This window comes from Flavobacterium sp. DW-iso2, from assembly GCF_058725285.1.
On record NZ_JBZXDY010000011.1, the window covers coordinates 1 to 14,434 of the forward strand.

A 14,434-nucleotide genomic window follows, 5' to 3' on the forward strand; every position below is an offset into this window, starting at 1 on the left:
ACAACGCCTTGGGTTTCTTCAGATACAACCGTTGCAACTATAGATTCTAATGGTTTGGTTACTACCCTAACAGTTGGCTCAACAATAATTACTTATACCAATTCTAATGGTTGTCAAAAAACAGCAACGGTAACTATCGATGAATTACCAACAGTTTCAAATCAAACAGGCACTATTTGCAGTGATTCCCCTTTTGGAATTGCATTAAATTCAAGCACTAGTGTTCCGGCAGCAACCTATAATATAACAGCCATTAATCTAAATGGATTAACAACATCGGCAGGGAATCCAGTAATAGGAACAGGATTTTTAGCTAATGAAATTGCTAATGATGCATGGACAAATACTACACCAACAGCAGTAGATGTGGTTTACACCGTAGTTCCTGTAAGTGCAGCAGGGTGTTTAGGCAATCTATTTACGGTAACAATTACTATAAACCCAGAACCCGTTGTGGTTAATCAGACAGCTACTAGTTGTAGTGATATTGCAAATAATATGCTATTAGGAAATGATATTGACACTCCATCAGTGTCGACCTACAATATCATTACTATTAATTCCAATGGATTAACAGCTTCAGCGGGTGGCCCGCTTATCGGCACAGGTTTTAGCGCCAATGAAATATCTAATGATTCTTGGACAAATACAACACCAGCCGCAGTAAATGTGGTATATACCGTTGTTCCTGTAAGTGCATCTGGCTGTACAGGTAATCCGTTTACAGTAACCATAACAGTAGAATCTACTCTTGGAGTTGGTCCACAAACGGTAACTACTTGTAGCGATGTTGCCCATGGATTCATTTTAGGTACTGCAGTCAATACTACTTATACCATTACTAATATTAATACCAATGGGCTGACTGCTGTTGGTGGCAATCCTGTTACGGGAACTGCTCTTGGAGCGAGTGAGATCGCAGATGACGTTTGGAACAATATCACTACTTCTCCTGTTAATGTTATTTATACCATTGAGCCTGTTAGTGCCAATGGATGTTCCGGTCAACCATTTACAGTAACCGTTACTGTTAACCCGGAACCGGTTGTAGCTAATCAAACAAGCACTATTTGTAGTGATTCCCCTTTTGGAATTTCATTAAATTCCAGTACTAGCATTCCGGCAACAACCTATAATATAACGGCTATCAATTCGAATGGATTAACTGCATCAGCAGGAAATCCGGCAATAGGAATAGGATTATTATCCAATGTTATAACAGACGATGCATGGACTAATACAACACCAGCCGCAGTTGATGTCGTTTACACGGTGGTACCAAAAAGCGCATCGGGTTGTTTAGGTAATCCATTTACGGTAACAATTACTATAAACCCAGAACCCGTTGTGGCTAATCAGTTGGGTACTATTTGCAGTGATCTAGCTATTGGAATAACTTTAGAAAATGATATTGACACTCCATCAGTGTCGACCTACAATATCACTACTATTAATTCCAATGGATTAACAGCTTCAGCGGGTGGTCCGCTTATCGGCACAGGTTTTAGCGCCAATGAAATATCTAATGATTCTTGGACAAATACAACACCAGCCGCAGTAAATGTGGTATATACCGTTGTTCCTGTAAGTGCAGCTGGCTGTACAGGTAATCCGTTTACAGTAACCATAACAGTAGAATCTACTCTTGGAGTTGGTCCACAAACGGTAACTACTTGTAGCGATGTTGCCCATGGATTCATTTTAGGTACTGCAGTCAATACTACTTATACCATTACTAATATTAATACCAATGGGCTGACTGCTGTAGGTGGCAATCCTGTTACAGGAACTGCTCTTGGAGCGAGTGAGATCGCAGATGACGTTTGGAACAATATCACTACTTCTCCTGTTAATGTTATTTATACCATTGAGCCTGTTAGTGCCAATGGCTGTTCCGGTCAACCATTTACAGTAACCGTTACTGTTAACCCGGAACCGGTTGTAGCTAATCAAACAAGCACTATTTGTAGTGATTCCCCTTTTGGAATTTCATTAAATTCCAGTACTAGCATTCCGGCAACAACCTATAATATAACGGCTATCAATTCAAATGGATTAACTGCATCAGCAGGAAATCCGGCAATAGGAACAGGATTTTTAGCTAATGAAATTGTTAATGACGCATGGACAAATACTACACCAACAGCTATAGATGTAATTTACACCGTAGTTCCTGCAAGTGCAACAGGGTGTTTAGGTAATCCATTTACGGTAACCATCACTGTAAACCCTGAACCCGTTGTGGTTAATCAGATAGCTACTATTTGCAGTGATATTGCTAATAATATGCTATTAGGGAATGATATTGACACTCCATCAGTGTCAACTTATAATATCACTGCTATCAATTCGAATGGATTAAATCAATTTGGAGGAAATCCAATAACAGGTGCAGGATTTTCAAATAATGAAATAGCAGATGATGCATGGACTAACACAACACTATCGGCTGTCAATGTAGTATATACCGTTGTTCCTGTAAGTGCATCTGGCTGTACAGGTAATCCGTTTACAGTAACCATAACAGTAGAATCTACTCTTGGAGTTGGTCCACAAATGGTAACTACTTGTAGCGATGTTGCCCATGGATTCAATTTAGGTACTGCAGTCAATACTACTTATACCATTACTAATATTAACACCAATGGGCTGAATGCTGTAGGTGGCAATCCTGTTACAGGAACTGCTCTTGGAGCGAGTGAGATCGCAGATGACGTTTGGAACAATATCACTACTTCTCCTGTTAATGTTATTTATACCATTGAGCCTGTTAGTGCCAATGGATGTTCCGGTCAACCATTTACAGTAACCGTTACTATTAACCCGGAACCGGTTGTAGCTAATCAAACAAGCACTATTTGTAGTGATTCCCCTTTTGGAATTTCATTAAATTCCAGTACTAGCATTCCGGCAACAACCTATAATATAACGGCTATCAATTCGAATGGATTAACTGCATCAGCAGGAAATCCGGCAATAGGAACAGGATTATTATCTAATGTTATAACAGACGATGCATGGACTAATACAACACCAACCGCAGTTGATGTCGTTTACACGGTGGTACCAAAAAGCGCATCGGGTTGTTTAGGTAATCCATTTACGGTAACAATTACTATAAACCCAGAACCCGTTGTGGCTAATCAGTTGGGCACTATTTGCAGTGATCTAGCTATTGGAATTACTTTAGGAAATGATATTGACACTCCATCAGTGTCGACCTACAATATCATAACTATCAATTCTAATGGATTAACAGCGTCAGCGGGTAGTCCGCTTATCGGTACAGGTTTTAGCGCCAATGAAATATCTAATGATTCTTGGACAAATACAACACCAGCAGCAGTAAATGTGGTATATACCGTTGTTCCTGTAAGTGCAGCTGGTTGTGAAGGCAATCCTTTTATGGCGACTGTTACGATTGAATCTGAATTAGCAATTGCCAGCCAGTCGACCACAGTGTGCAGTGATGCAGTTAATGGCATTATACTGGGTACAGAGCCAACAGCAACTTATACTGTTACCTCTATTGTTTCAAATGGATTAACCGCTTCAGCAGGGAATCCACAATTAGGAACTGGCTTTTTAGCAAATGAAATTGGAAATGATATGTGGACAAACTTAGGAACTGTAGCTGTGGATATAGTGTATAGTATTATTCCCCAAAGTAGTTCAGGCTGTTTGGGAAATCCATTTACGATTACGTTGACGATAAATCCAGAGCCAATCGTTGCCAACCAAATAATTACGCTTTGTAGTGATGAACAATCAAATGTTATCTTAGGTGATGATGTTGATGGGCCTTCAGCTGCGACTTATACAATTACGAATATTAATTCAAATGGTTTATTTTCATTTTTAGGAAATCCACAATTGGGTAATGGATTTTTAGCAAATGAAATTGCAAATGATGGGTGGAAGAATACTACCTTATTGACAGTTCCTGTGATTTATAAAATAACTCCTGTTTCTGCTGACGGTTGTCAGGGAAATCCATTTACTGTTTCAATTAATGTAAATCCACATATAAATATTGCTGTTGTAACTACTCCAATAATCTGTTACGGCTATAACGATGCATCAATTACTGTAACCGTGACTGGAGGTACTTCTCCTTACGCAATTGTATGGAGTAATCTGGGAAGCGGCACGTTTCAGGATAATCTATCCGCTGGTGATTATCTTATTACAGTTACTGATGCCTTAAATTGCGTAAAAACACTGAATGTAAATATTCCTGAGGCGCCTATTTTCACAATCAATCCGGTAGTTAAAAATATTTCTTGTTTTGGTACCCACGATGGTAGCATCAATCTAAATATTATTGGAGGGATTGCTCCTGTGAAATTAGTTTGGGATGATAGTGCGGTAGCTGGAAATGTCAGGAATAATTTGGGACCAGGCTCTTACACGGTAACAATTGTTGACAGTAAGCCTTGTACAATTAAAAAGACTTTTATTATATTGGAACCTCAACCTCTAATTTTATCGGCCAATGTTACCAATGCCTTTGATTGTGATAATGCAAACAGTGGCGCAATAAATCTTCTCGTTGCTGGAGGCACACCACCTTTCACTTATGCTTGGTCAAACGGATCTACAACAGAAGATTTAGTGAATATTCCTGCAGGGAATTATTTGGTTACCGTAATTGATAGCAGGGGCTGTTCAAAACAGGCACAATACAGTATCAACAGACCGCCGCCTATAGTAATTGGAGTAGCTACTAAAACAGAATTTGACTGTGAAACGAAGTTCGTAAAACAAACATTTGTAGCACAAGTTTCGGGTGGGGTTCCACCCTACCAATTGGCCTGGTCCAGCGGAACGGTAAGCGGTTCGAATAATGAAATGATGAATACCAGTCAAAACGGAACAGCAATATTATACGTGACGGATGCTTTGGATTGTAAAGCAAATTACTCGTTCAATGTTAAATTGCAGTCCGTTGGAACACCTTCATTTAATACAACCTCATATTCTTTTGTAACATATGGCACTTATTCTATAATCGATCCAATACAGTTTACAAATACCGCTACTGGTGATTTCATAAGTATGGTTTGGGATTTTGGCGATGGTAGCTTTTCAACCGAGCTGAACCCAGTGCATACATTCCTAAATCCAAAAGAGTACGTGCTGACACAAACTGTTACGTATCCTTTTGGATGTGTCTATGTGCAAAAAATCACTCTTAATGTTGAAAAAGGATATTTATTTGTCGTTCCCACTGCCTTCACACCTAACAATGATACTATGAATGATACATTCAGACCCGTGACTAAGGCATTAAAAAATGTTCGATTGGATATTTATGATACTTGGGGTTCACTAATCTATTCAGAAACCGGAGACACTTTAAAGGGATGGGATGGTAAAATAAAAGGACAGAATGCGGAAAACGGTAATTATTATTGTAAAGTGAGCGCAGAAACCTTTTATGGAACTATTGTCAATGAAAATCACCCTTTTGTATTAATAAAATAAGCACCCAAAGAGAATGAAACTAAAATTTATTATATATGTACTGTTAACTTCCATATCGATTGTAGAAGTTAAAGCGCAAGACCCTGTTTTCACGCAGTATTATTTTGTTCCTGAAACGCAGAACGGTGCTTTTACAGGAACCGTAAATACTTTAAACACAGGAATTCTACACAGAACGCAATGGCCTGATGGAGCCAGAAGACTGGATACTGATTATGCATTTATCAACGGCTCAATCGGAAACTTATCAGAAGATTCACGTCCAAGCGATTCCAATCTTCAAAATATTGGAATGGGGATGACGGTCTTAAATCAGCATGAGGTTTTTACAGATTATAATTATACGCAAATCAATGGTGTATTTTCTCTAAATCTTGACCTTGATAATTTTTATTCGGGTTCAAGAATGATTTTAGGATTAGAAGGAGGTTATGGAACTAAAAATTTTAATTTCAAAAGTCTTTTGTTTGAAGATCAAATCAATACTAACGATGGCAGCATTGGCGGTGGCAGTTTAGATCCAAGTCTCTTAAATCTCAAGAGCAAAATAGATTTCTTTGATATTTCTTCGGGATTTTTGCTTTATAACGATGATTTTTGGCTCGGAGCTTCAGTGAAACATCTTAACACTCCTAATATTGCATTTGACTCCCAAGGTAAACTGCCATTAGATATGAATTTCACGTTTCAAAGTGGATATTCATTTAATCTGGACAGCAATCCTGGTTTTTCGTTCTTACCGGATAATTCCAAATTAGTGCTCACATCAAACTTCATGAAACAAGGGCAATATAACCGATTAGACTTTGGTAGTATAGTCCATTTTAATCCATTTATTATAGGAGTCATTGCTGCAACAAATCCAATGATGAAAAGTACCGACAGCCATCTTCTGACTTCAGTAAATCTGATTGGTTCCATTAAAATATACAACTTTACTTTTGGTTATTCGTATGACGTAAGTACTTCGAAAATAGAAAATACCCAGGGAGTTCATGAATTTTCGTTGACTTGGCAGATAGGCAGGGAATGTCATAGTTGTAATAATTATTTAGCAAAAAGACCTTGGGGCAGGAATTATGATGATTAAAATTTCAAAAGAAATTTTCTTAATCTTCAACATAAAAGAAAAAAATAATAAAAACGAATGTTTTTTTACTACCAATTATGGAGACATACTCAATCTAACAGATTATATTTCGCAAAAGCTTTAGATTTTAAACCTTTTATTTTTGCATTTCTACAGCCACTAATCGAGAAGAAAAAAGCGATAAAAGCTACTTTTTAACCTCTGGAAATCCCTTTAGATCGTTTAATTTATATGGCTTGAACTACCCAGAAATTAAGATTGATTTCAGACAAATGGCTACTCAAAGGAAATGTATAAATACCTGTTTTTTAGCGACAAAACATTAGTCAAATCTATTTTCTGTTTTATTAAGTATTTTAAAATTTCTTAAATACCTTTTAAGTTGTTTTCTACAATGCAATGATTAGTTACATTGGCTGATTCATCTTTTAAAATAACTACATCTAATTTTGATTTTGAAATGTCAATACCTACGTAAAATAAATAGTTTTTTACAACTTTTAATTTAGGATAAACAAAAATGTTGAACTTCTTTACAGCCTTTATTAGACCTTGATGTCTATCATTCTATTTAAAGCAATCAAGCGGTCTCCCTACGGTCGTTCCCTTTGTTCCGCTCGGCAGTTTCAGTCGGTCAACCATATAGTTGAATAACATCTTTTAAGGTACTATAAGTATACTTTTTCCATAAGAAACAGTATTAGTTTCCCTCCATTCCACAGACACTACACCGCACAAAAAAATATAGCAGCTTAAAAATAAGCAGCTATTTTTTTTGCGCCGTTCCGTTCCTCATCTCCACACGGTCACTTCCTGCGTTCGTCGGGGCTATTACAGCCACAATACAGCTTCATTCCGTTCCGCTTCGTAAACTACGCTGCTCTGCAATCAGCAGTATTATGTCTGTCGCCCCTTATTTTTTCAGCGGTGGCGCTCTTCGCACAGCCATCGGGCTTGGCTCCGTTCGGTGAAAAACCTCACTTTGCCCTAAATCAAGGTTTCCCTCCAAAAAAGTCGGGAGTGTTTTATTTTTTCCCCGCCGTTTCACGCTCCTATCCGCTACGTTTCGCTCCCTTTATGTAGCACAAATACGTTAGTATTTAGCCCTCAACTTTTGTCATCCTGAGCGAAGTCGAAGGACGCTTAACTCTCGCGTCTAGGGTGGCTATTCGATTGCCGCAACCCCGCCACTGCGCTCCTCATCCGCATAAAAAAGTTCCTTCTCGTCTAAAAAGACGAGACCACTTTTTTATGCTCCTTGCGGTGCTTGGGGGTGTTTAATTGCCGCTTCTAGAAGAACGACTCCAAAAGAAGAACAGTAACGAGAATGTTTTGTGATACAAGAAAATAAAAAAAAGAAAGTAAAGGTAAGCTCCGGTTTCAAAAAGTAAAGTTCAAGCCCTCCGGGTTTTTGAAAATATCTCCACCCTTACATTTCCACTTCATAATTTGATAAACCGATGAGGTTTCGATTTCCACAGAAGAGTTGGGTAGTATTTTTTCAAAAAAAGTGGACTCCTTTTGAAACCTCCTCTTCTTAGACGACTTTCTTTTTTTTCTTTTTCTTTTAAAAATAGTAGGGTGCCGAGCGCAGCGAGGCACACAATCTAAAACCAGAAATCATGCCAAACTTCATCATCAAAACCCATCAGAAAGAAACCATTTACAAGGGAAACCAAATCTTTATTCTCAACAAAGGAATGAACAGTGGAAAGCCCCAGAAAGAGCCTTTTACCAATAGTTATGTCATCATTTTTTCATCCGACGAAGACGCCGAAATGATTTACTGGCTAGCATACAGCCTATGGCAAATGAAATTTTGGCATCAGCACCTTATTGGGTCCGTTATTCCATTTATCAGAATTAAAAACTTCAAAACCGAATTTGACCAAAAAGTAAATCAATTACTTTACGACTTCGAGCAGCATCAGAAAGATATTGATGCAATCAAAGCGCTAGAACTACAAAAAGAACATCTGGAGAAAAATCTAAAACTGATTAATGAACTAAAAAAATGTATTTTGTCTAGGTACTGTCGGTAAACAAAAAAAAAGCCTAATCTTGCGATTTAGGCTTTCTTATAAAATTCAGTAAAGGTTACCACACAAAAACTGAATTTATTCTGAACTTGTTTCAGAATCTAATGAAACTGAATTTATTTTTTATTTTTGGTCAACCGCTTTAAAAGAAGTGAAACCAGAAAACTAACTATCGCTCCAACAACGGCTAAGATAATAGTTTTTAGAATATCTTCAGAAAGGATATTGGGTGCAATACTCAACAAAGTTCCTAAAATGGTGCCTGATTTTAAAGTAAGATTAGTCTCCATCGCTTCTAGATTTTGGAATTATTTCTTGTTCTGCCTTCAACAGGGCTGCTTCATCAACTGTAACCTGACTGATAGCAGAAATAACCCCTCCAGCAACAGCGATATATCCTGCAATACTTACCACAGCAACAGGCAAAACAACCGGCGCCGCAATCACACTTCCGCTTATGGCCAACAAAGCCAATCCAATGGCTCTCAAAATCCTAAAAAATTTAGGAGTGGGCGCTTTCGCGCGTTCAACTACATTCATAATTTATCTACTTTTTTTCAGCCTTGTCGTCCTGAGCGGAGTCGAAGGATTAGATTGAACACTTATTTTCACTACTTCATTACGATCTAAAGCGGCGTAAACCAAAGATTTCAGCTTTTCCAACGCTTTTCGCGAGGAACAGCCCTTTCCTACTCCACTATGTTGCGTTACAGGAGCAATACAGCCCAACAATTCTTTTTTGGCGTCATTGGCGGGATGGATTAATATTAAATCTCTTTCCGGAACATTTCTCAAATGCAAATGCCATTTAAATTTTGGGCTAAACCGCTTCTGCAAAACATATTCTCCTTCCGGAATACAAGAGATACGCCTTTGGTTTCCCAACCAAGGCAATTCGATGGTATAACAAACTAGTGTGCCGTTCCATTCTAGCATCCCTTGCGTTCCTTCAGGAAAATAGATTCTGGTTAATACCAAAACCATCTTACAATCCGCTTACACTAACCAAAGCTAACGGGTTGTAGGATCCATTTTTCAAGGGATACATCTGACCATTTACTTGTTGGTAAAACTCAACACCTAAAGCCAAAAACAACGGTTTTGTGCTGTTTGGCGTGACCGGGTTTACATGACTAATCGCCGCTGTTGCTGTCATATCCCATGGAAGAATAGCAGTTTCAGAATTCGTTGATACGAAAGTCTCTGCCTCAAAATCAATTTCAGCACCAGCTGAAATAATTTTGAAATGTGTCGTTCCTCCTGGAGCTGCAATCATATTAGCGGGAATAAACGAATCCAAATCAACGCTGATATCTCCAGATACTCTGTCGATTATCCCTACATAGGGAGCAAACAAACTAGTTCCCAGTTTCCCTCTGATGTTGAACTCAAAACCAATAAGCAATTCCGCCTCACCATCAATTACATTTCGCAACCCACGCTCGCTAATCGTATCGGCTTGAATAACTTTCACCATCGCTTGTGTCAATCGACTCACCACTCTACCGTCTGCAGAATTTAGAAGTAAGACTCTCAGAGCCGTTCTTAAAGTTTTTCCGGCCTTCCCTGCTCTACCAAACTCGGAACCATTTTCACGCGTTCTTTGAAACGCAGGATCATTTTTGATTCTGCTTGCATCGATGCCTCCTTTTTCACGAGCCAAATGGCCGTCTTGGGTTTTGTAAAAAGTAATATCTCCAATAGTACCTTTCAACTTAATTATACCTTTCTGTCTTGCCATAATTCCTAAAATTTAAGTTTATAATTTGTTTTAAAATCGTTTCAATTTTCAACCGGTTGCAACACTTTTCAATTGATTTGAATACAAATTTTAGCTAATTAAATCACATTAAAAAGGCCTCGACGACCAGATGGCAGGATCAGACACAGATGGCATAAATCGACATAAATGACACTTGTGAGTTCGTTACGAGTTATAAATTTCTATATGCAATTACATATAGATTGTGTTTCAGCAAGTAAATTATATGCTTTTACATATAATTTACTATATTTGTTCTAATTCGATGTAAATGCATATAATTATGATAACACTAGCAGACTTTGTAAAAGAAAAAAGAAATGAAGTAAACCTCACCCAAGAAGCATTTGCAGAACGTGCTGGAGTAGCACTTACCGTTATTCGAAAAATAGAACAAGGCAAAGAAAATCTAAATCTCGAGAAGGTAAACCAGGTACTCCGAATGTTCGGGCATACCCTCGCACCGGTTAACGCACGAGAATTATCCAAAAATGAAAAGAAAGAATAATGAGAAAGGCTGCAATATATTATAAAGACGTCTTAGCGGGAATACTCACCGAAACAGATGAAGGAGACTATATCTTTCAGTATGAAGAACAATACATAAAGAAACATCCCAAGCAGTTCATTACGTTTACGATGCCAGTAAGTCCTAAAACATATACCGACAAACGATTATTCCCCTTTTTTGAAGGACTAATTCCTGAAGGCTGGCTCCTGGATATCGCATCCAAAAACTGGAAAATCAATCCCAATGACCGCATGGGATTACTCTTGGCCTGCTGCCAAAATTGTATCGGAGCCGTCAGTGTTCAACCAATACCAAATGAAAATGAGTAAGAAATGCGTATATTGTTATCAGATAGTAGAGGATACAATTGGAGGTGATTTTCACGAGCAATGTAGCTTAGCGTTTTTTGGAACAAAACACCAACCTGCATTTGAACATACCCTACAACAAATGACCGCCTTAGCGCTAAATGTCGTGGAGCGAAGCGTGGCAGTACCTGGGGTACAACCCAAATTATCACTATCAATAGTAAATGACACGATTCAGGACGGGAATAAAGGACGTCTTACCGTGGTAGGTGCTTTGGGCGGTAATTATATTTTCAAACCGCCATCCGAACAATTCCCTGAAATGCCCGCAAATGAACATGTAACGATGCGCATTGCAGAAGCTTTTGGAATTAACACTGTAAAATCAAGCTTGATCCGACTACAATCTGGCGAGCTTTCCTATATTACCAAACGCATTGATAGGACAGCTACTGGAGAAAAAATCCACATGCTCGACATGTTCCAAATCACGGAAGCTTTTGACAAATACAAAAGCTCGATGGAAAAAATAGGCAAAGCCATCAACGAATTCTCAGACAACACCTTACTGGACAAACTATACTTTTTGGAATTAGGAGTTTTCAGCTACCTGACCGGAAACAACGACATGCACCTGAAGAACTTCTCGATGATCAATACAGGGGATAGTTGGACATTGGCTCCAGCCTATGATCTGTTGAACGTGGCCATAGTAAACCCGGAAGACACCGAAGAACTAGCCTTAACTCTCGATGGAAAAAAGAAAAAACTAAAATGGGAGCATTTCCAAACACTAGGAACAAATCTTGGTCTCAACGAAAAACAGCTAAAAGGAATAGTAAAACGATTCCAAAAAAACAAACCAATTGCCATGCAGTGGATCGACAATTCATTCCTGTCTGAAGCATTCAAAGAAAAATACAAACTACTATTAGAGGAAAGATACAGCAGTTTATTTCAGCCTAAGTAAACAAGCACTTTTTTGTTTAATTTTACTTAGAAGTTTGGATAATAGAATTTTAAAGTAAGCCAAAGCCCAATCAAAGCTATAGATAGAGTATGAAAGCAGCAACCACGAGATTGTGTATCTACCCTAAAGACATACAACGTATTACCGGCAAGAGTTATCGCCAAAGCATTAGACTGTTGCAAAACATCAGAAAGGAGCTTAACAAGCTCCCTACGGAGTTTGTATCCGTGCAAGAGTTCTGCCAATACACTAGCCTGAAACAAGAGCAGGTAGAATTACATATTATAGGTTAAACTCCCCACAACCCTTTAAAAATATTTTACCATTATAATAGTTATATATAATATATTTAACTAATTTTGATTAATATAATGGTTATTTTATGCTAGATCCAATCACAATAAAATCGGTTAAACTCAAAATCGGAGCGTTTTGTAAAAACAAAAGGAAGGAATACGGTTTATCCCGAGATGAACTTGCCAAAGAGCTTGATATCTCCCGCACCACGATTCAGAATATTGAGAATGGCAAAAATGCCACATTAGATAATCTACTGAAAGTAGCCAATCATTTTAATGTCCTGGAAACCATTTTTCTTGCTATCGATACCCTAGATCAAACCGATAATAACATCTCATTGTACTAATTATGGCAGCAGATAAAAGCATATCAATCATCGCTTTCGATACCGAGATAGGAAAATTAGGATACGATTTCAACCAACGTAAATGCTATTTCCAATACAGTCCTGAATTTTTAGATTCGGGCAAGTATTCCAATATGTTTCCTTTCCTGTTTAAGAGAATAAAACCAGTACAGGTATTCACCCAATTTGAAGGAGAAACGTTTAAAGGTCTTCCTCCTATGATTGCCGATTCCCTGCCGGATATGTTTGGGAACATCATTTTCCAGGAATGGTTCAACGCTAAGGAAAAAGGATTTAAAATTACACCTTTAGAACAATTAACTTATGTCGCCGACCGTGGTATGGGTGCGCTGGAATACCGTCCCGTCAAAGACCTACCTATGACCTCCAAAATTGATATTGAAGAAATGGTGAAGGTTCTTGAACGTGTCTTACATCTAAAAGACGAAACCACTTCAAACAACCTAAGTGATTTATCGCTTTTAAACATATTTAAAATTGGTACTTCCGCAGGAGGTGTCAGACCTAAAATAGTAGTTTCAGAAAACAAGGAAACCGGTGCCATCGTCGCGGGAGACCGAATATTCTCTGAAGAGTTTAACCATTACATTGTGAAACTGCATTTGGAAGAACCACAGGGTTATAATAAAGAAAAGGTAGAATACGGCTATTATTTAATGGCTCTGGAGGCTGGTATTGACATGATGCCTTCAAAATTAATCGATGACACCCATTTTGCCACCTCACGATACGACAGACAAAAAGGACAAAAGCAACACGTACTTACCGCATCGGGTCTTACAGGCTGGGATTTTAAAAAACCTGATAATTCATCCTATGAAAATCTGTTTAAACTTTCCATCAGTTTAGATGTTCCACACAAAGACATCCACCAACTCTTTAGAAGAATGATATTTAATGTAGTCTTCAAAAACGTAGACGACCATTTAAAGAACCACAGCTTCATCTACGATAAAGAAAAAAATAGCTGGAATCTTTCCCCAGCGTATGATATAACGTATGCCTTAAACCCATTGCTTACTTTTACAAGTATTTCAAGAGCATTATCGATTAATGGCAAACGACAGGATATAAACTGGAATGATGTCCTATCTATTGCAGAGGAATTTGCTGTTAAAAACCCTAAAGGAATTATTGATGAGGTTCATAACACAGCAGTATTCTGGAAAAAAACGGCCACTGAATTAAATATCCCAGAAAATATAATCAATACAATTGAAAACGATTTTTATTTTATAAAGAACTAATCGTTGATAAACGGAATCTATTTCTAAAAAATTGGATGCAAAAATCAGAACAAAACTTTAATACCTAGGTCAATTTTTGTTACTGTACAAGCTTAAAAATTGAACAGCTTAAACATATAATTATTTGGTAAAATAGTACTTATCCATACCATATTTTGAACCAATCAATGGTGCAAATTCCAATAAAATTGATTAAATTTGAGTCATCAATACGAGTACTAAATTGAGTGAAATTTAAAGGTGCACAATTCGGTGCACTCATTTTGAAAAACAAACGCTAAGTCAATAAAATTAGGACTTGACAGAGGTTGACAAGTCCCTCTTTCTCCGCTAAAAGCACCTCAAAAGGGTGC

The 14,434-nt window shown here is 37.9% G+C and carries 12 protein-coding genes; 8 read left to right on the forward strand and 4 right to left on the reverse strand.

The window, feature by feature from the left end:
• The 3 genes from AC4PRO_RS09370 to AC4PRO_RS09380 all read left to right on the forward strand — a co-directional run.
• On the forward strand, nt 1-5,487 hold a 5,487-nt coding region (locus tag AC4PRO_RS09370; RefSeq protein WP_492117170.1), incomplete at its 5' end, for a PKD-like domain-containing protein.
• A gap of 13 nt (nt 5,488-5,500) precedes the next feature.
• On the forward strand, nt 5,501-6,577 hold the full coding sequence (locus AC4PRO_RS09375; RefSeq protein WP_492117171.1) for a PorP/SprF family type IX secretion system membrane protein: 1,077 nt from the start codon (nt 5,501-5,503) through the stop codon (nt 6,575-6,577).
• 1,622 nt (nt 6,578-8,199) lie between these two features.
• Nucleotides 8,200-8,619: a DUF6943 family protein gene (locus tag AC4PRO_RS09380; protein WP_492117172.1), complete on the forward strand. Its 420-nt coding sequence runs from the start codon at nt 8,200-8,202 to the stop codon at nt 8,617-8,619.
• Nucleotides 8,620-8,732: 113 nt separating this feature from the next.
• On the opposite strand, the gene AC4PRO_RS09385 is transcribed toward AC4PRO_RS09380, so the two are convergent.
• From AC4PRO_RS09385 to AC4PRO_RS09400, 4 genes are read right to left on the reverse strand one after another with little or no spacing between them, the layout of a single operon-like run.
• Nucleotides 8,733-8,906 carry a hypothetical protein gene (locus tag AC4PRO_RS09385; protein ID WP_016991037.1) on the reverse strand — a complete coding sequence of 58 codons (174 nt, stop codon included), beginning with the start codon at nt 8,904-8,906 and terminating at the stop codon, nt 8,733-8,735.
• Complete coding sequence (locus AC4PRO_RS09390) at nt 8,896-9,156, reverse strand: hypothetical protein (RefSeq protein ID WP_492117173.1); 261 nt, start codon at nt 9,154-9,156, stop codon at nt 8,896-8,898. The genes AC4PRO_RS09385 and AC4PRO_RS09390 overlap by 11 nt, the downstream gene beginning before the upstream one ends.
• Nucleotides 9,157-9,159: 3 nt before the next feature.
• On the reverse strand, nt 9,160-9,600 hold the full coding sequence (locus tag AC4PRO_RS09395; RefSeq protein WP_492117174.1) for a DUF5675 family protein: 441 nt from the start codon (nt 9,598-9,600) through the stop codon (nt 9,160-9,162).
• Between the two features lies 1 nt (nt 9,601).
• Nucleotides 9,602-10,357: a hypothetical protein gene (locus tag AC4PRO_RS09400; protein ID WP_492117175.1), complete on the reverse strand. Its 756-nt coding sequence runs from the start codon at nt 10,355-10,357 to the stop codon at nt 9,602-9,604.
• A 304-nt stretch (nt 10,358-10,661) separates the two neighbouring features.
• Between AC4PRO_RS09400 and AC4PRO_RS09405 the strand changes: the two genes are divergently transcribed.
• From AC4PRO_RS09405 to AC4PRO_RS09425, 5 genes are all read left to right on the forward strand, one after another.
• Nucleotides 10,662-10,886, forward strand: a complete 225-nt coding sequence (locus AC4PRO_RS09405; RefSeq protein ID WP_016991033.1) for a helix-turn-helix domain-containing protein — start codon at nt 10,662-10,664, stop codon at nt 10,884-10,886.
• Nucleotides 10,886-11,218, forward strand: a complete 333-nt coding sequence (locus AC4PRO_RS09410) for a HipA N-terminal domain-containing protein (RefSeq protein WP_016991032.1) — start codon at nt 10,886-10,888, stop codon at nt 11,216-11,218. The genes AC4PRO_RS09405 and AC4PRO_RS09410 overlap by 1 nt, the downstream gene beginning before the upstream one ends.
• On the forward strand, nt 11,211-12,167 hold the full coding sequence (locus AC4PRO_RS09415) for a HipA domain-containing protein (RefSeq protein ID WP_492117176.1): 957 nt from the start codon (nt 11,211-11,213) through the stop codon (nt 12,165-12,167). Before AC4PRO_RS09410 ends, AC4PRO_RS09415 begins: the two co-directional genes overlap by 8 nt.
• Before the next feature lie 382 nt (nt 12,168-12,549).
• The gene (locus tag AC4PRO_RS09420; protein ID WP_091090135.1) at nt 12,550-12,813 is read left to right on the forward strand and encodes a helix-turn-helix domain-containing protein; all 264 of its coding nucleotides are present in this window, start codon (nt 12,550-12,552) and stop codon (nt 12,811-12,813) included.
• 2 nt (nt 12,814-12,815) lie between these two features.
• Nucleotides 12,816-14,081, forward strand: coding sequence for a type II toxin-antitoxin system HipA family toxin (locus AC4PRO_RS09425; protein WP_492117177.1), 1,266 nt, complete (start codon nt 12,816-12,818; stop codon nt 14,079-14,081).
• The last annotated feature ends 353 nt before the right edge of the window (nt 14,082-14,434 follow it).

What these genes read in the sequence shown, in the direction of transcription:
- AC4PRO_RS09375 (WP_492117171.1), top strand. Translation starts at nt 5,501, where the DNA reads ATGAAACTAAAATTTATTATATATGTACTGTTAACTTCCATATCGATT.
- AC4PRO_RS09380 (WP_492117172.1), top strand. Translation starts at nt 8,200, where the DNA reads ATGCCAAACTTCATCATCAAAACCCATCAGAAAGAAACCATTTACAAG.
- AC4PRO_RS09385 (WP_016991037.1), bottom strand. Translation starts at nt 8,906, where the DNA reads ATGGAGACTAATCTTACTTTAAAATCAGGCACCATTTTAGGAACTTTG.
- AC4PRO_RS09390 (WP_492117173.1), bottom strand. Translation starts at nt 9,156, where the DNA reads ATGAATGTAGTTGAACGCGCGAAAGCGCCCACTCCTAAATTTTTTAGG.
- AC4PRO_RS09395 (WP_492117174.1), bottom strand. Translation starts at nt 9,600, where the DNA reads ATGGTTTTGGTATTAACCAGAATCTATTTTCCTGAAGGAACGCAAGGG.
- AC4PRO_RS09400 (WP_492117175.1), bottom strand. Translation starts at nt 10,357, where the DNA reads ATGGCAAGACAGAAAGGTATAATTAAGTTGAAAGGTACTATTGGAGAT.
- AC4PRO_RS09405 (WP_016991033.1), top strand. Translation starts at nt 10,662, where the DNA reads ATGATAACACTAGCAGACTTTGTAAAAGAAAAAAGAAATGAAGTAAAC.
- AC4PRO_RS09410 (WP_016991032.1), top strand. Translation starts at nt 10,886, where the DNA reads ATGAGAAAGGCTGCAATATATTATAAAGACGTCTTAGCGGGAATACTC.
- AC4PRO_RS09415 (WP_492117176.1), top strand. Translation starts at nt 11,211, where the DNA reads ATGAGTAAGAAATGCGTATATTGTTATCAGATAGTAGAGGATACAATT.
- AC4PRO_RS09420 (WP_091090135.1), top strand. Translation starts at nt 12,550, where the DNA reads ATGCTAGATCCAATCACAATAAAATCGGTTAAACTCAAAATCGGAGCG.
- AC4PRO_RS09425 (WP_492117177.1), top strand. Translation starts at nt 12,816, where the DNA reads ATGGCAGCAGATAAAAGCATATCAATCATCGCTTTCGATACCGAGATA.